This is a genomic window from Kribbella sindirgiensis (assembly GCF_004331435.1).
Taxonomy (GTDB): domain Bacteria; phylum Actinomycetota; class Actinomycetes; order Propionibacteriales; family Kribbellaceae; genus Kribbella; species Kribbella sindirgiensis.
On record NZ_SJKA01000003.1, the window covers coordinates 606,211 to 622,521 of the forward strand.

Genomic DNA, 16,311 nt, shown 5'->3' on the forward strand with positions numbered 1-16,311 from the left:
TTCCTAGCTCTTCCGGCGAGAACCCGAGCGACGTTCGGACGGACGGGTGACCGGTTCGCCGGCCTCCACCATGGTGTCACGCCGATCCGCACCGAACCGGGCGAGGGCGTCGGCCAGTTCCTCGACGGACGGCGTCTCGGCCATCGCGTCGACCCGCAGGCCGTGCTCCTCGGCGGTCTTCAGCGTCGCCGGGCCGATCACGCCGATCACCGTCGACGCGTGCGGCTTGCCGGCGATGCCCACCAGGTTCCGCACCGTCGAGGACGAGGTGAACACGACCGCGTCGAACTTGCCGGACTTGATCGCCTCGCGGGTCGGCGCGGGCGGCGGAGCGGCCCGGACGGTCCGGTACGCCGTGACGTCGTCGACCTCCCAGCCGAGATCGGTCAGGCCCGCGACGAGTGTCTCGGTGGCGATGTCCGCGCGCGGCAGGAACACCCGGTTGATCGGGTCCAGTACCTCGTCGAACGGCGGCCAGTCCTCGACCAGACCGGCGGCGGACTGCTCACCGGACGGGACCAGGTCCGGACGGATGCCCCAGGCACCGATCGCCTCGGCGGTCTTGTCGCCGACCGCCGCGATCTTCAGCCCGGAGAACGCCCGCGCGTCCAGCCCGTACTCGTCGAACTTCTCCCTGACCGCCTTCACCGCGTTGACCGAGGTGAACGCGACCCATTCGTAGCGGCCCTCGACCAGACCGCGGATCGCCTTGTCCATCTGCTGCGGGTTGCGCGGCGGCTCGACCGAGATCGTCGGGACCTCTTCGGGCATCGCGCCGTACCGACGCAGCCGGTCCATCAGCGGCCCGGCCTGGTCCTTGGTCCGCGGGACCAGGATCCGCCAGCCGAACAGCGGCTTGGTCTCGAACCAGGACAGCGCCTCGCGCTGCTCGACGACCGCGCCGACCACGATCACGGCCTCGCCGGTCACCTTCGCGGCCCGCAGGTCGGTGACGATCGTCTCGAGCGTCCCCACCACACTGGTCTGCGAGGTCGTCGTACCGCAGACCGTCGCCGCGACCGGGGTGGACGCGTCGAAGCCGGCCTCAACCAGCGCCGCGACAGTGTCCTTCAGCACCTCGGAAGCGTTCAGCAGGACGAGCGTCTGCTTCGGCTGCAGGCGGGTCAGGTCGAGCTTGTTCTCGGCGAGGTCGACGACGGTGACCTCGCGGTCGCCCTTCATGGTCAGCGGGATCCCGGCGTACGTCGGTACCGCGCTCACCTCGCTGACGCCCGGGACCACGTTGAACCCGATGCCCGCCTTCTTGCACGCGGCCGCCTCCTCGGCGCCGCTGGAGAAGGTGAACGGGTCGCCGGTCAGTAGCCGGACCACGTTCGCCGCGGACTTGGCCGTCTTCACCACCAGGCGGGCCCGGGCCGCGACGCGGAGCGCCCGGCTGCCCTCGGCGCCGGAGCCGTCCACGACCTCGACGCCCGGCCTGCAGTAGGTCAGGAACGCGTCGTGCTCGGGGCCCTCGACGACGACCGCGTCGGCGTTCGCGAGTACGTCGCGGCCCGCCAGCGTCAGCAGCGCCGGGTCACCGGGGCCGACGCCGACGAATGTCACGTGGCCGAGCGGTTTGGTCTGCTTGGCGGTACTGGTCGCGGCCTTCTGAGGTACCGCGGTAGCGGCTGTCTTCGCGCTCACGTCTGCCTTCGCCCTCGTCGTTTTCCTGCTCGTCCTGTGGGCCGTGCTCTGGGCCTTCTTGTGGGCCGTGGTGCTCGTGCCCTGTGCCGGTGTCATGTTCGCTCCAGCAACTCGTTCGCCAGCGTCTTGCCCAGAGACACCGGGTCGTCCACCGGCCCGTTCGCGGAGAGCCGCCGTACGCCGTCGTCCTGGCCGAGCGCGCCCCGCAGCCAGAGCTCGGGGCCGTCCTCACCCTCGACCACCTCGGCCAGCGCGCCGACCGGAGCCGTGCACCCTGCCTCCAGCGTGGCCATCAGTTGCCGTTCCGCCGTCACCGCCGCGCGGGTCGCCGGGTCCTCCAGCGGGGCCAGCGCGGCGAGTACGTCGATGTCGTCCGCGCGGCACTCGATGCCCAGGGCACCTTGTCCCGGCGCGGGCAGCATCTGGATCGGGTCCAGCGTCTCGGTCACCTCGTCGAGCCGTCCCAGCCGGGACAAGCCTGCCCTCGCGAGCACCACGGCGTCCAACTTGCCGTCGGTGACCAAGCCGATCCGGGTGTCCACGTTGCCGCGGATCCCAGTGCACTCGACGCCCAGGCCGAGCGCGTCGAGTTGCGCGACGCGCCGTGCGGCGCCGGTGCCGATCAGGGCGCCGTGCGGCAGTTCGCCGAGCGTCAGGCCGTCGCGGGCGACGAGAACGTCGCGCGGGTCCTCGCGGACCGGAACGGCGCCGATCGTCACGCCGTCGAGCGGCATCGTCGGCAGGTCCTTCAACGAGTGCACGGCGATGTCGATCTCGCCGGCCAGCAGCGCGTCGCGCAGTGCGCTGACGAAGATGCCGGTACCGCCGATCTGCTCGACCGGTGCGCGGTTCACGTCGCCGGTGGTCGTGATCAGGACGAGCTCGACCTCGTGCCCGAGCGCGCGCAGCTGGTCGGCCACGATGGTCGACTGCGCGGTCGCCAGCTTGGAGCGTCGCGTGCCGAGGCGGATCATCGCGGGCCTCCGCTCTGCCGCGCGGCGTCGGCCGGCGTCTGGCTCGTCTCTTCCGGATCCTTGGCGGCGGTCACCGCGTCCACGGTCGCCTGGTCGAGCGCGAACAGTTCCCGCAGCGCGTCGGCGTACGTCGGTCCGCCCGGATCGCCGCCGAGCTCCTTCACCCGGACCGTCGGGTTGTGCAGCACCTTGTCGACGACGCGACGGATGGTCCGCTCGACCTCGTGCCGCTCGTGCTCGCCGAGCTCGGGCAGCCGGCGCTCGAGGCGGGCCAGCTCAGAGTCGACCAGCGAACTCGCCATCGCCCGCAGCGCGACCACGGTCGGCGCCACCGAAGCGGCCCGGCGCGTCGCCTCGAACGAACCGGTCTCCTCGCCGACGATCCGGCGTACCTCGTCGATGTCGGCCTGGCTGCCGCCCGCCGTACCGATCAGGTCGGCCAGCGTGATCAGCGTGACGCCGGGGATCCGGGCCGCCTCGGGAGCGACGTCCCGCGGCAGCGCCACGTCGAGGACGCCGAGCGGGCGCCCGTCCGTCGCGTCGCGGATCATCTCGGCGGTCAGTACGACGCCGCGCGCGCCGGTGCAGGACACGACCAGATCGGCGTCCTGCAGCGCAACCGGTACGTCGGCCAGGCGGATCGCCGTACCGCTGATCCGCTCCGCGAGGGCGACCGCGCGGTCGTAGTTGCGGTTGGCAACGGTCACGCTCCGGGCGCCGCCGGCGGCCAGTGTCTGCGCGGCCAGGGATGCCATTGAGCCGGCGCCGACGATCAACGCCCGGCGACCCCCGAACCCGCCGACCGCGTCCAGCCCGGCCGAGACGACAGAGCGGCCGGCCGAGTCGATCCCGGTTTCGGTACGGGCCCGCTTGCCGACCCGCAACGCGTGCTGGAACAGGGCGTTCAGGTCGGTGCCGATGGTCTCCAGGTCCTGGCCGACGCGCAGCGACTCCTTCACCTGGCCGAGGATCTGGCTCTCGCCGACGACCATCGAGTCCAGCCCGACCGCGACCTGGAACAGGTGCGCGACCGCGCCTTCCTCGAAGTGCACGTACAGGTGCTCGGCCAGATCCAGCAGCGGTACGCCGGTGACGTCGGACAGGATCGCGGTGACCTCGTCCATCCCGGCGTGGAACCGGTCGACTACTCCGTAGACCTCGGTCCGGTTGCAGGTGGCAAGCACCGCGGACTCCGCGACGGCCGCGGAGTTCCGCACCGCCAGGGCCAGCTTGGTCGCAGCGTCCGCGTCGAGCGCGACCCGCTCGAGGACGTCGATGGCAGCGGAACGGTGACTGATGCCGACGACCAGGTAACTCATGCGCCGACACCTCCCCCGACACTCGGGAGATCGGGCAGACCGTTCATCGCTGGTAGTTCGGGCACCTGGGGGAGCGCCGCCTCTCCGGACTTTCGTTGTTCGTGGTACGCCAGGATCTGCAGCTCGATCGAGAGGTCCACCTTGCGGATGTCGACGCCGTCGGGCACGGACAGCACCACGGGCGCGAAGTTCAGGATGCTGGTCACGCCGGCGGCGACCAGCCGGTCGCAGACGTCCTGCGCAGGTCCGGCGGGGGTGGTGATGACCCCGATCGAGACCCGGTCTGCCTCGACGATCTCCTCGAGCTGGGCGAAGTCGCGGACCTCCATGTCGCCGATCCGCTCGCCGACCAGGTTCGGGTCGGCGTCCAGCAGGGCGACGATCCGGAAGCCGCGGGTGCCGAAGCCCGAGTAGTTCGCCAGCGCGTGGCCCAGGTTTCCGATCCCGACGATGACCACGGCCCAGTCCTGGGTGACGCCGATCTCGCGGGCGATCTGGTAGCGCAGATACTCCACGTCGTACCCGACACCGCGGGTGCCGTAGGAGCCCAGGTACGAGAGGTCCTTGCGGAGCTTGGCGGAGTTGACGCCGGCCGCGGTCGCCAGGTCCTCGCTCGACGCGGTCGCGATGCCACTGTCCGAGAGCGCGGTCAGGGCCCGCAGGTAGACCGGCAAGCGCGCGACAGTCGCCTCGGGGATGCCGCGTTCGGTTCTCGTCGGCGGGCCGGGGCGACGGCTGCTGGCACGCGTCACAATTCTCCTGGGAGCGGTTGGTTCACCGCGGTCTGACGGCCGGCGGCTCTCTTACTCTAGGAGCTTGTGAACGTGAGAACAAAATCGGCGGAAGTGACCCCTACCTCATCAGGGCCTTTCGCAGTCTGGCGGGGTCGACCCGCCAGAAGTCGTGTTGCTTCCCGTCCACGAACGTGACCGGGATCTGTTCGCCGTACTGCGTGAACAGCTGGTCGTCCTGTGTGATGTCGACCTCGGACCAGTCCGCGCCCACCTCGGCGCAGACCGCCCGGATGACCTCCCGGGCGTCGTCGCACAGGTGACAGCCGGGCTTGCCGTACATCGTCACCCGGCTCATCCCCGCAGCCGGCCCTTCGCGACCTTGCCGGTGACCGAGTGCGGCAGGTGGTCCACCACCTCGATCTCGACCGGGCACTTGAACCGCGCCAGCCGGCCCTCGGCGTACTCGCGGACCGCGGCGAGGTCGACCGATGCGTCCGGCAACGGCACCACGAACGCCTTGACCGCCTCGCCGGTCTCCTCGGACGGTACGCCGATGACCGCGGCCTCCCGTACGCCGGGAGCGGCGACCAGCACGTCCTCGACCTCGCTCGGGAAGACGTTGAAACCGGACACGATGATCAGCTCGCGCAGCCGGTCGACCAGGAACAGGTCGCCGTCCGGGTCCAGGAACCCGACGTCGCCGGTCCGGTACCAGCCCTCGTCGTCGGGACCGTCGACGGCGTCCGGCCAGTACCCGGAGAAGAGGTTGCCGCCGCGGATCAGGATCTCGCCGGGGTCGTCGCCCTCGACGTCCTCGCCCTGCTCGTCGGCGATCCGGACCTCGACGTTCGGCAACGGGCGGCCGACCGAGCCCGGCTTCGGCTCAGCCTCGCCCAGGGTCGTCGTGACACCCGGGGACGCCTCGGTCAGGCCGTACCCCTGGTGGACGTGCAGCCCGGCGGCCTGCTCGAAGCGGTCCGCGAGCGCGCGATCCAGCGTGGACGCGCCGGTCAGCACGACCTTGACGGTCTTCAGCGCGTCCCGCAGATCGGAGCGGGTCAAGAGCGCGTGCAGCGCGGGCGGAGCGAGCGGCAGCCGCGTCACGCCGTACCGGCGGACCAGGTCGAGGGTCCCCTCGGGATCGAAACGCTGCTCGACGACCAGCGCGGCGCCGGTGGCGACCGCCCAGCCGAGGACCGCGTTCAGGCCGAACGCGTGGAACATCGGGAGCACCCCGAGCACCGTGTCCTCGGGCCCCATCCGGTCCTCGCCGAGCTCGCTGAGGTTCCGCACATTCGCCGCGAGCGCCCGATGGGTGAGCATCGCGGCGCGCGGATCTCCACTGGTTCCGGACGTGTAGAGCAGCACCGCGAGCGTCTCGGGATCCTTCGACGGAGGTAACGGAGCGTCACCCTGGAGCTCGTCGGGCGCCACCGTGCGGATGCCCTCGAACCGGTCTGCGAGGCCCGGCCCGGCGATCGCCAGCCGGGCTCCGGAGTGCGCCGTGACGGCCGCCAGCTCGGGCTTGGTGAGCCCGGTGTTCAGCGGTACGGCGACCAGCCCGGCCCGGAGAACGCCCAGGTAGGACGTGACGAACTCGATGCTGTTGGCCACCAGGAGCAGCACCCGGTACCCCGGCACGAGACCGGCCGCGGCAAGTCCCTGCGCGGTCCGGTCCACAGCCTGGTCGAGCTCGCTCCAGGTCAGCCGCCGATCCCCGTCGACCAGCGCGGGACGCTCGCCGTGCCGTTGCGCTGTGTCACGAAGAATGTCCGCGAAATTCACGTTCACCAGGCGAGTCTGTCACGGCCGGGATTCGCTCCGGGACCAACCGTCTTTTCACAGAACGGTTGCAGCGGAGCGTAACCACCGATATACAGGTGACTTCGCGAGCGTGCTTCTGCTGAACCTCACACTGCAGAAACCCGCCCGCGGCGGGGACCTTCATGCGCAATGCACCACCCCCGACAGCAGGCTGCTCCGTACGGCGGAGGCAGTCCGCTGGCGCATTCACAGACCTTCGGACCGGACGGAAGGCGGCACGCCCCAGCCTGTTGACAGCACGTATCTGAGCAGTAACGTTCAGTGCTGTCCCAGTCGCTGTGGCCATTCGCGGATGTGTCGAACGACGTGTCAGTTGAACGGGGAGAACACTTGACCACGCCGGAGCCAAGCCCGGACGGGATGAGACGTGCGGAGCTCGTCGATCGCGCCCAGGCCGGGGACGTCGGTGCCTTCGGTGAGCTGTACGACGAGTACTCGCTCACCGTCTATCGCTACATCTACGCCCGGGTGTCGTCGTCGGCACTCGCCGAGGACCTGACCAGCGAGACCTTCGTCCGGGCGCTCCGCGCGCTGGACTCGTTCCGCTGGCAGGGCCGGGACTTCGGAGCCTGGCTGGTGACGATCGCCCGGAACCTGATCACCGACCACTACAAGTCGGGCCGGGTCCGGCTCGAGGTGGTCACCGACGAGATCGAGACCCACGACCGGCAGACCGAGGGCCCGGAGATCGACGTGCTGGCCGCGGCCACCGCGGAGGTGCTCCGGGACGCGGTCGCCGGCCTGCCCGACGAGCAGCGCGACTGCCTGACGATGCGGTTCTTCGCGGGTCTGTCGATCGCCGAAACGGCCAAGGCGCTGGAGAAATCCGAGGGCGCCGTCAAGCAACTGCAACTGAGGGCCGTACGGCACTTGGCGAAGGTTATCCCCAAGGACTTGAGATGAGGCGGATGACAACGAACGTCTTTCGTAACCCGTCAGGGAGTTACCTCGTTTGCCTGGTGAGGACCTGTCGGTGACCCCGACTGGCCATTGAGGAGAACGAGAACTCATGAGTGACCTACACAGGGCTCGAGCGCGCGCGGAGGCATTCGCGCACGCCGTCGATCACGGGCCCCGTCACTCCACGCGACTGGGCGATGACCCCGAGTTACTGGAAGCTGTGGAGCTCGTCAGACGGCTGAGGACCGCCGGCGCAGTTGCACCGCGACCGGAGTTCAGTGCCGAGCTGCGGCACCGCCTGTTGGAGCAGGCGGCGGCGCGGGCGGCGACCACTGCGACTCCGTTGACGGTGCACACGGCACCAGACGACTCGGACGACCCGCCGGGTAGCGAGGACGTTGGCGCGTCCGTGACAGATATCCGTCGTCGCCAGGGCCGGAGGATCCGGCTCGTGGCCAGCACCGCCGCGCTGGTGCTGCTCGGAGGTGGCATCGGTTCCGCCGCCGCCGCTCAGCAGGCCATGCCCGGCGACACCTTGTACGGAATGAAGCGCAGTATCGAGAACGTGGCGACCAACGTCGGGGTCGGCGACGACTCCCGCGGCCGGCGCGATCTCGAGCACGCGATGACCCGTTTGTCCGAAGTCCAGGAGCTGGCCGGTAACGGCGGCTCGGTGGGCACGATCAACGCGACGCTGGACGACTTCTCGGCGCAGGCCCGCAAGGGCGTGTCCAGGCTGCTCGCGTCGTACCAGCAGAACGGCGACGAGAGTTCGATCACCGCGATCACGTCCTTCATCACCAGCGCCCGCCAGGCTTTGGTGGGGGCGACGCCGAAACTCCCGCCGGAGTCGTTGAAGTCCGGGGTCGAGGCACTGGCCACGATCGAGCAGCTGACGCAACTCACCACGGCCGCGTGCCCGAAGTGTGCTGCGCCGAAGCCGGCCGGCGCGCCGAGCACCGGTACGAACAACAACAACCAGCCGAATCGCACCAGCCCCGGCACCGGCTCCGAGTCGAGCAATCCGGTGAAGGCGTCGTCGAGCCCCAAGGCGTCGTCGACGATCCCGACCCCGGTCGACTCGGCCAGCGTGCAACCGAGCACGGTGCCGACCAAGCTGCCGAACACGACCATCGTGGAGGAGTCCACCGCTCCGCCACCGACCAGCCTGAAGACACCACCTGTGCCGTCGTCGTCAGACTCGCCGATTGCGACGCCCACCGTGCTGCCGTCAACGCTGAACCCGACCACGCCGGCCTGGCCGTGGCCGTTCCCGACAACACCACTGATCAACCTGCCCGGAGTCATCCAGACGCTCTTCCCACCCTGGAAGTAGCAGACCCCGAGCAACCCGCAGCCCCCGGCACAGCACCACGTGCCGGGGGCTGTGTCGTGTCTGGAGGCGCGTCAGAAGAAGACGCTGCGGCGTTGCATGAGGAGGGTGTAGAGGGTCTGCTGGATGGTTTCGCGGACCTGGTCGGTGACGTTGAAGACCAGCATCGGGTCGTCGGCGGCGCCGTCGGCGAAGTCGTCGGTGCGGATCGGTTCGCCGAACTCGATCAGCCACTTGGACGGCAGTGGGATCAGGCCGAGCGGCCCCAGCAGCGGGAAGAACGGCGTGATCGGGATGTACGGGACGCCCAGCAACCGCGCCAGCGACGCGATGTTGCCGACCAGCGGATAGATCTCCTCGGCGCCCACGATCGAGCACGGAACGATCGGTACACCGGTCCGCATCGCGGCGCTGACGAACCCGCCGCGCCCGAAGCGCTGCAGCTTGTACCGCTCGGCGAACGGCTTCCCGAGCCCCTTGAAACCCTCCGGCCAGACACCGACCAGGTTTCCCTGGCGGAGCAGCCGCTCGGCGTCGTCGTTGTTCGCGAGCGTCGCACCGCCCTTGCGGGACAGTTCGCCGACGAACGGCGTCTGGAACACCAGGTCCGCGGCGAGCGTGCGCAGCGGACGGCCGGTGTGGTCCGCGACCACCACCTGCGTGACGAGCCCGTCGAGCGGCATCGTGCCGGAGTGGTTCGCGACGATCAGGGCGCTGCCGTCGGACGGGATGTTCTCGATCCCGCGGACCTCGACCCGGAACCACTTCTCCACCATCGGCCGCAGCATCGGCAGCAGCACCTGGTCGGTCAGGTCGGAGTCGTACCCGAACTCGTCGAGCTCGTACTCCCCGGTCAGCCGCCGGCGCAGGAACGCCAGCCACTCCGCGACCCGCCGCTCCCCGTCCTCTCCGAACAGCTGCCGCACAGCCCGCTCGAGCCCCCCGAAGTCGAACGGCGGCAACTCCGGCCCCTCAACATCCGGCACGACCCCCAGCCCGTCGTCCCCCGCACTCGCGGAGCCGCGCGGCGCACCCGCCCGCCCCCCGGCTGACGGGTCGGCGGGTTCGTCGCCGGCGCTGCGGCTCTTCTTCTTGTTCTGTCCCACGAGGGCGCGGGCAGCGGCCGAGGGCGTCGTACGCCGTCCGCTCCCCCGGCCCGGCCGGCCGCCGGAGCCGATCGGGATCACGTCCGCGTCAGCCACGTAGCGCCCCCAGACCCGCGGTGAGCAGACTGGACACCCGGGTCATCGCGCCGGTCCCGAGCGATCGCCGGAAGTCGTCGAACGCCTCCGCGGTCGAGTACTTCGGCTCGAACCCGAACTCGGTCCGCATCCGCGTCGTGTCCACGCCCCGCCCGTAGGTCAGGAACGAGATCTGGTCCGGTGAGAAGTCCGCCAGCCGGGCTCGTCGTACGGCGGCCGCAGTACTGGACGCGGTGAACGAAGGCACGCGCAGCGTCGGCCGGCCGAGCCGGCGGATCGCCTGGGACAGCGAGAGCACGCCGTCACCGGCCAGGTTGAAGGTCCCGGCAAGGTCGTTCACGGTCGCGTGGTGGATCGCCTCGACGCCGTCGTCCTCGTGCAGGAACTGCAGGCGGGCGTCGAACCCGAACACCGTCGGTACGACGGGCATCGCGAAGTAGCGCGTGATCGGGGAATCGGTCTTGGGGCCGATCCAGTTCGCCATCCGGAGCGTGCTGACGCAGACGTCGGGGCGGCGCCGGGCGAACCCGCGCACGTACCCCTCGACCTCGACGGCGTCCTTGCTCAGCCCGTGGTGATGGATCGCCCGCGGCGCCATCTCCTCGGTGAACATCGCCGGATCGCGCGCGCCCGCGCCGTACACCGTGGTGGACGACTTCACCACCAACTTGGCCACGCCGGGCGCCTTCTGGCAGGCGGCGAGCAGCTGCATGGTGCCGATGACGTTGATCTCTTTCATCGACGACCGGCCGCCGGCGCTGCCGGGGGTGGCGACCACGCCGGTGTGGACGACCGTGTCCACGTCCTCGGCGGCGATCACCTTGGCGATCACCGGGTTGCGGATATCGGCCCGGACGAACCTGACCCGCCCGAGTTCCGCGCGCGGCGGAACCACATCGACACCGAGCACGGTGCCGATCGACGGGTCGTCAGCCAGTCTGCGGGCACAGCGAGCACCGGCGTCCCTCGAGACGCCGGTCACCATCACTACCTGTGCCACGAGCAACCCCCAGCCGGACCGGGCGCGGCAGACAGTATCTGCCGGCTACTTGCCGAGCTTGCGGCGCTGCACCCGCGTCTTCTTCAGCAGCTTGCGGTGCTTCTTCTTCGCCATACGCTTACGGCGCTTCTTGATTACGGAACCCACGTCGGACCATCCAAACTCAAAGAGAACGTCGGCAAAGCTTACCCGTAGGTCACTGTCCCGACCTAAAGCAGGCTCCTTGGGTAGGCTGGGAGCTCACCTGGGGAGGCTGGATGCGAGCTCGGTACGACGGTCTGGCGGAGTGGTACGACGAGCGGTTCGTGGAGGACGCGGAGACGCACCAGCCAGGTCTGCTGGACCTGCTCGGTCGCGGATCCGGGGCGTGTCTGGACATCGGCTGCGGCACCGGGCGGAACTTCGCGACCATCCGCGCCAGCGGGCGTACCCCGGTCGGGCTGGACTTCTCCATCGACCAGCTCGGCCGCGCCCGGTCCCGCACCGACGGCCCGCTGCTGCACGGCGACGCCGCGGCGCTGCCGTTCGCGGACGAGTCGTTCGGCACCGCGATCTCGATGTGGATCTCGACCGATGTGGACGACTTCGGCGCGGTCCTGCGCGAGGCGGCCCGGGTGCTCCGGCCCGGCGGGGTGTTCGTCGCGTACGGCGTCCATCCGTGCTTCAACGGACCGCACGTCGTCTACGAGGACGACGGTCGCCGGACCGACTATCAGACGTACCGCCAGTCGGGCTGGCACACTGACAAGCCGTGGTGGGCCGAGGACGGGATCCGCCGGCGGATCGGCATGAATCACGTCACCCTGGCCGAGTACCTGAACGTCATCATCGGCAGCGGCCTGGTCACCGAGCACTTCGACGAACCCGCGGGACACGACATCCCGCACGCACTCGCCTTCCGCGCCCGCAAGCCCTAGCCACCGCGCGTCACGCGGCCTTGCGGACGGCGACCGGGACGACCGGCTTGGTCAGGACTGCCAGGTGCGGGGCGGCGGTTTTCGTACTGGTGCTCGCGTAGGCGGCGGGCGTGAAGGCGACGGCCGCGAGCCCCAGGGTCGCAATGGTGCCTACGGCAACGGTCTTGACGATTCGGATCGGCATCGGAAGCCTCCTTCAGGTTGGTGATCCCATCCTGATCGCCCGGCCTGCAACGGTCCTGCCAGCTTCCTGGGAGCCGGCTGGGAGCGCGAGGTAGCGTAGGGAAATGGCCTACGTGGTGTTTCTCGGGGGACTCGCCGTGGTGCTCGCGGGGCTGACCTGGTTCGCCTCGTGGGCGAAGCGTCGCGGGCGCGGGTCGGGGGTGGCGGGCGCTCTCGCGGCGTACGACGAGGCGTACCGGACGACGGCGCACCAGTCGCACTACGAGCTGCGCCGGCAGGCTGATCGGAAGTCGGAGAACGGCTCCCCCGACGAGCTCCAGTAGGCCCTGGGTCCGACGGACCTGGGGCCGATGTGGTCCCGGCCGGAGTCGCGTTGGCTGGGGACATGCTTTCGATTCATGAGCTCACCAAGCGACGCGGGTCGCGGGAGATACTGTCCGGCCTCAGCTTCGAGGCCCGGCCGGGACGGGTGACAGCGTTCCTCGGCCCCAACGGCGCCGGCAAGACCTCGACGTTGCGCATCTTGCTCGGCCTGGATTCGGCCACCTCGGGTACGGCGCTGATCGACGGCGTACCGTTCGCGCGCCTGAAGGATCCACTGACGAAGGTGGGCGCGCTCCTCGACGGCTCCGGCGCGCACCGGTCCCGGACCGCGCGCGCCCATCTGCGCTGGATCGCCGCGGCCGGCGGGATCCCGCCGGCCCGGGTGGCGGAGGTGCTCGCGGTCGTCGGGCTCACCGACGACGCCCGTCGCCGCGTGCGGAGCTACTCACTCGGCATGAGCCGCCGGCTCGGACTCGCCGCCGCGCTGCTCGGTGACCCGGAGATCCTGGTCCTCGACGAGCCGGTGAACGGCCTGGACCCGGAGGGCATCCGCTGGATCCGGACCTTCCTGCGCGAGCGGGCCGAGACCGGACGGACGGTGCTGTTGTCGAGCCACTTCCTCGGCGAGGTCGCCGAGACCGTCGACGACGCGGTCGTCATCCACCAGGGTCAGATAGTTGCCCAAGGCACGTTGTCCGAGGTGGTCGGCGAGCACGGAACCATCGAGGACGCCTACTTCGCCCTGACCGGCGCACCCCGTGGAGGCCTGCGGTGAAGCTGATCCACGCCGAGCTGATCAAGCTCGCCTCGCTGCTGTCGGCCTGGATCGCCGCCGGCCTCGCCACGATCCTGCCCGCCGCAGTGGCCGTCCTGAATTCGCGCAGTCAGGTGAGCCGGGGCATCGATGCGGGGTTCCAGGATCTGGCCCCGGGTGTCATCGGCGCGATCGTCATCGGAGTGGTCGCGGTGAGCAGCGAATACCTGGTGGAAGGCGCGGAGTCCGGCGGCGGGCGGCAGATCACGACCAGCCTGACCGCCGTGGCCTCGCGGTCCCGGTTCCTGCTCGCGAAGGCGGCCGCGGTGGCCGTCACGGTCGCGCTGCTCGCTCTGCTCAGCTCGGCGATCACCCTGACCACCACTTCGCTCACCGACGAGACGGTCTCGGTCGGTACGGCGGACCTGCCCCGGGTCGCCGGAGTCACGGCGTACTGGATCCTGACGGCGCTCCTCGCGTCCGGCATCACCTTGGTCACCCGGAGCGGCATCGTCCCGCTCACCTTCTGCATCGTGAACATGTCGGTCGTCTCCGTCAGCTTCCTCCTGACCAAGCTGACGAGCTGGGCGAACTACCTCCCGGACCTGGCCGGCATGCACCTGTTCCTCCGCGACGTCCACGGGTCTGTCGACATCGCACCGCTGACCGGTGGTTTGGTGATGGGGCTGTGGGTCGTGGTGGTCGCCGGGATCGGCTTCATCGTGTTCAGAAGGCGCGACGCATGAGACAGCGCAGCGATATCAGGGTCCTGACGGATGCGTTCCGGGCCGAGCTCCTGAAGCTCGTCACGCTGCCGGCGATCCAGTACACCGTCCTCGGAATCTGGGCGGTCACGGCGCTGATCACGGTTGCACTCGTCAACGCCGGGCAGGACAACACCGACGTACTGTCCGGCCCGGTGCCGGCGGGGTTCGTCGTACTCGGTTTGCTGTCGATGACCTCGGAGTACCAGGGTGGGCAGATCAGGACGACGCTGGTCGCCGTACCTCGGCGGATCACGGCGTACGTCGCCAGACTCGTCGCGATCGTGGTCGTCACGGGGCCCGTCGCCGGAGCGACAGTTGCCGTCAACGCTCTCGTCGGCGGGCGCGCGGACGGCCGGGCGATCGGCTACCTCACCGCCACGGCGCTCATCGCGCAGGCGGTGGGCGCTCTGCTCCGGCGGACCGTACCGGCGTTGGTCGGTCTGCTCACGTACTACTTCGTCATCGGTCCGTTGGTGCGGGATCGATCGTTCGCGGAGTACCTTCCCGACGGCACGAACTGGTTGGCGCTGTCGGTCTGGGCGGCCGGTATCACTGCGTTGGCGCTCGCGGCGTTTCACACCCGAGATGCTTAGAGGTAGTTGGCGATCGGACCCAGAGTGAGCAGACCACTGCCGGCCGCATGTTCGCCGGCGGCCGGTGCCAGCGCGGCTTGGGCCTTTGCCAGCAGCTCGGGGTCCTGGGTGCTGTGGGCGGTCAACGCCCAATACGCCTCGAACAGCAGGCCGGGCGGCGGATCCGGCGATCCGTGCACCCACGGGGCGTGCGGGCCGTAGTCAGCCGTCGGGATCGGTTCGCCATGACGTACGGCGTGCGCAGCCAACGCCAGCGGGAGGAGACCGGCGCTCAGTCCGGGCATGCCCGCGTCATCGAGTAGGGAGGCTGCGGCGCGATACGACTCGGGGGTGTCGTGGCGGAGAGCGGCGTACCAGCGGGTGAAGACTGCGACGAGTGGGAGCTCGTGTCGGGCCGCTAGTGCGTCGGCGGCTGCGGCGTGTTCGTCGGCGGCGGTGTGGTCGGCTCGTGCGCAGGCTGATTGCAGCCGGATCAGGTGGCCGAGAACCTCGTAGGTGAAGAGGTTGTGGCGCTGCGAGATTGTGACGAGTTCGGTACCGATCTTGTCGCGTTCTGGTGCAAGGCCGGCGCGGTAGCAGGTCTGCATGAAGACGGCGTTCAACGTGAACGCCAGCAGTGCGGGATCGTCGAGGCCGCGCGCTAGTTGCTCGGCCTCGAGGGCGGCCTCGCGTGGTCGAGGTGAACGGGAGCCTCGGGATTCGAGCGCGATCGTGGCGAGTAGTCGTGCGCGGATGCTGGCGTGGTCCTGGGTCGGCAGCGCGCGTTCGGCGGCGGCCACGACGGCCGCCGCCTGCGCCTCGTCGTCGGAGCGGGTCCAGATCGCCGGTACGTCGTACGCGCCGATCACGCGGGCGGTCAGGTCGTGATCGCCTAGTTCCTCGGCCGCCGCGATAGCCGCAAGCCGATGCCGCCGAGCCGCCTCCAGTCCCCCGCCACCAGTCACCGCAAGATTCCGGAGGAGCCCAACAGTCGACTCAATCCGAGCCCGAGTCCCCCCAACAGCGCGGTCATACGCCGCAGCCGTCTCCGCCCACACCCCGCCACCCAAGAGCAGTCCCTCGGCTGGGCTGAGGTGTGGGGCCTGGGTGAGGATGTCGGTTTGCAGGCGGGTGAGGGCGGGGCCGGGGTCGATGCCTAGGTGGCCCGCCAGGGTTTCGCGGGCGCGACGGAGTACGGCGAGGGCGTCGCCTTGGCGGTCGCTTCGGTACAGGGCGAGGGCCAGGAGCCGCCAGGCGTCCTCGCGCCACGGATGCTCAGTGACATGTGAGTCGAGGTCCGGCACCGCCTCCGCCGCCAGGCCCAACTCCAGGCGCGTTTCCGCGATCTGCTCCACCGCGTGCAGTCGCAACTCGGTCAGTCGCGCCCGCTCAGCTAGCGCCCACGGTTCGTCCGCGAACTCGGCGTACGCCGGCCCCCGCCACAACCCCACCCCGTCCAAGAGCTCCCGCAACCGCCCCTCAGGAGGACCCGGTGTTCGTACTGCTCTCTCGAAGTGGTGGGCGTCGATGTTTGTTGTTTTCAAGGCGTAGCCGGGGCCCGAGGTCACGAGCAACTGGGCTGGGGCGCGTGGGGCGCGGTCTGGCTCGATCGCTCGTCGTAGTGCGGCCACGAACGTCCGGACCGCACTCAATGCGCCGGCCGGCGGATCGACCCACAAGTCGTCCACCAGCACCTGGGCGGGTACGACCCGCCCACGCGCCACGATCAACCGCGCCAGCACCGCCCGATGCCGCGGGCCTCGCAGATCGACTGGGTCGGCGGCATCGCCCTTCCAGGCCACCACCGGTCCCAGTACGCCGAACTCCACTCGGTCACGGTAGCGCTCATTCGATGCTCATC

The 16,311-nt window shown here is 69.9% G+C and carries 18 protein-coding genes; 7 read left to right on the forward strand and 11 right to left on the reverse strand.

What is annotated here, in order from left to right:
• Nucleotides 1–3: 3 nt before the first annotated feature.
• The 6 genes from E0H50_RS11375 to E0H50_RS11400 form a co-directional block, all read right to left on the reverse strand.
• Nucleotides 4–1,743, reverse strand: a complete 1,740-nt coding sequence (locus tag E0H50_RS11375) for a bifunctional uroporphyrinogen-III C-methyltransferase/uroporphyrinogen-III synthase (protein ID WP_131286800.1) — start codon at nucleotides 1,741–1,743, stop codon at nucleotides 4–6.
• Nucleotides 1,740–2,621 (reverse strand): hydroxymethylbilane synthase, encoded by an 882-nt coding sequence (hemC, locus tag E0H50_RS11380; protein WP_131286802.1) that lies wholly within the window; start codon nucleotides 2,619–2,621, stop codon nucleotides 1,740–1,742. The genes E0H50_RS11375 and hemC overlap by 4 nt, the downstream gene beginning before the upstream one ends.
• Entirely contained in the window at nucleotides 2,618–3,940 is a 1,323-nt protein-coding gene (locus E0H50_RS11385; RefSeq protein ID WP_131286804.1) for a glutamyl-tRNA reductase, read from the reverse strand. The genes hemC and E0H50_RS11385 overlap by 4 nt, the downstream gene beginning before the upstream one ends.
• Nucleotides 3,937–4,692, reverse strand: coding sequence for a redox-sensing transcriptional repressor Rex (locus E0H50_RS11390; protein WP_131286806.1), 756 nt, complete (start codon nucleotides 4,690–4,692; stop codon nucleotides 3,937–3,939). Before E0H50_RS11390 ends, E0H50_RS11385 begins: the two co-directional genes overlap by 4 nt.
• A gap of 100 nt (nucleotides 4,693–4,792) precedes the next feature.
• Entirely contained in the window at nucleotides 4,793–5,029 is a 237-nt protein-coding gene (locus E0H50_RS11395) for a glutaredoxin family protein (RefSeq protein WP_131286808.1), read from the reverse strand.
• On the reverse strand, nucleotides 5,026–6,465 hold the full coding sequence (locus tag E0H50_RS11400) for a class I adenylate-forming enzyme family protein (RefSeq protein ID WP_131286810.1): 1,440 nt from the start codon (nucleotides 6,463–6,465) through the stop codon (nucleotides 5,026–5,028). Before E0H50_RS11400 ends, E0H50_RS11395 begins: the two co-directional genes overlap by 4 nt.
• A 393-nt stretch (nucleotides 6,466–6,858) precedes the next feature.
• On the opposite strand from E0H50_RS11400, the gene E0H50_RS11405 reads away from it, so the two are divergent.
• Together E0H50_RS11405 and E0H50_RS11410 are read left to right on the forward strand one after the other, a co-directional pair.
• Entirely contained in the window at nucleotides 6,859–7,401 is a 543-nt protein-coding gene (locus E0H50_RS11405; protein ID WP_130384882.1) for a sigma-70 family RNA polymerase sigma factor, read from the forward strand.
• A 448-nt stretch (nucleotides 7,402–7,849) separates the two neighbouring features.
• Nucleotides 7,850–8,734: a DUF5667 domain-containing protein gene (locus E0H50_RS11410; protein WP_238150897.1), complete on the forward strand. Its 885-nt coding sequence runs from the start codon at nucleotides 7,850–7,852 to the stop codon at nucleotides 8,732–8,734.
• A gap of 71 nt (nucleotides 8,735–8,805) precedes the next feature.
• On the opposite strand, the gene E0H50_RS11415 is transcribed toward E0H50_RS11410, so the two are convergent.
• Genes E0H50_RS11415 through E0H50_RS11425 form a run of 3 tightly spaced genes read right to left on the reverse strand, consistent with a single transcriptional unit; the run spans nucleotide 8,806 to nucleotide 11,080 of the window.
• Entirely contained in the window at nucleotides 8,806–9,933 is a 1,128-nt protein-coding gene (locus tag E0H50_RS11415; RefSeq protein WP_131286814.1) for a lysophospholipid acyltransferase family protein, read from the reverse strand.
• Nucleotides 9,926–10,918, reverse strand: coding sequence for an NAD-dependent epimerase/dehydratase family protein (locus E0H50_RS11420; protein WP_131287056.1), 993 nt, complete (start codon nucleotides 10,916–10,918; stop codon nucleotides 9,926–9,928). Before E0H50_RS11420 ends, E0H50_RS11415 begins: the two co-directional genes overlap by 8 nt.
• Nucleotides 10,919–10,978: 60 nt before the next feature.
• A complete protein-coding gene (locus tag E0H50_RS11425; protein WP_008356322.1) occupies nucleotides 10,979–11,080 on the reverse strand; it encodes a 30S ribosomal protein bS22 in 102 nt (33 codons plus the stop codon).
• A 110-nt stretch (nucleotides 11,081–11,190) separates the two neighbouring features.
• On the opposite strand from E0H50_RS11425, the gene E0H50_RS11430 reads away from it, so the two are divergent.
• On the forward strand, nucleotides 11,191–11,850 hold the full coding sequence (locus E0H50_RS11430; RefSeq protein WP_131286816.1) for a class I SAM-dependent methyltransferase: 660 nt from the start codon (nucleotides 11,191–11,193) through the stop codon (nucleotides 11,848–11,850).
• Nucleotides 11,851–11,860: 10 nt separating this feature from the next.
• Here the strand turns inward: E0H50_RS11430 and E0H50_RS42855 are convergent, their stop codons facing one another.
• Nucleotides 11,861–12,034, reverse strand: a complete 174-nt coding sequence (locus E0H50_RS42855; RefSeq protein ID WP_165547066.1) for a hypothetical protein — start codon at nucleotides 12,032–12,034, stop codon at nucleotides 11,861–11,863.
• A 103-nt stretch (nucleotides 12,035–12,137) separates the two neighbouring features.
• On the opposite strand from E0H50_RS42855, the gene E0H50_RS11435 reads away from it, so the two are divergent.
• The 4 genes from E0H50_RS11435 to E0H50_RS11450 all read left to right on the forward strand — a co-directional run bounded on the left by E0H50_RS11435 (nucleotide 12,138) and on the right by E0H50_RS11450 (nucleotide 14,471).
• Nucleotides 12,138–12,356, forward strand: a complete 219-nt coding sequence (locus tag E0H50_RS11435) for a hypothetical protein (protein WP_131286818.1) — start codon at nucleotides 12,138–12,140, stop codon at nucleotides 12,354–12,356.
• A gap of 62 nt (nucleotides 12,357–12,418) precedes the next feature.
• Nucleotides 12,419–13,132 carry an ABC transporter ATP-binding protein gene (locus E0H50_RS11440; protein ID WP_131286820.1) on the forward strand — a complete coding sequence of 238 codons (714 nt, stop codon included), beginning with the start codon at nucleotides 12,419–12,421 and terminating at the stop codon, nucleotides 13,130–13,132.
• Nucleotides 13,129–13,857 carry an ABC transporter permease gene (locus E0H50_RS11445; RefSeq protein ID WP_131286822.1) on the forward strand — a complete coding sequence of 243 codons (729 nt, stop codon included), beginning with the start codon at nucleotides 13,129–13,131 and terminating at the stop codon, nucleotides 13,855–13,857. Before E0H50_RS11440 ends, E0H50_RS11445 begins: the two co-directional genes overlap by 4 nt.
• Entirely contained in the window at nucleotides 13,854–14,471 is a 618-nt protein-coding gene (locus tag E0H50_RS11450; protein ID WP_131286824.1) for a hypothetical protein, read from the forward strand. Before E0H50_RS11445 ends, E0H50_RS11450 begins: the two co-directional genes overlap by 4 nt.
• Here E0H50_RS11450 and E0H50_RS11455 read toward each other — a convergent pair.
• Nucleotides 14,468–16,279, reverse strand: a complete 1,812-nt coding sequence (locus tag E0H50_RS11455; protein ID WP_131286825.1) for an AfsR/SARP family transcriptional regulator — start codon at nucleotides 16,277–16,279, stop codon at nucleotides 14,468–14,470. The two genes, E0H50_RS11450 and E0H50_RS11455, sit on opposite strands and share 4 nt — an antisense overlap.
• Nucleotides 16,280–16,311: the final 32 nt, after the last annotated feature.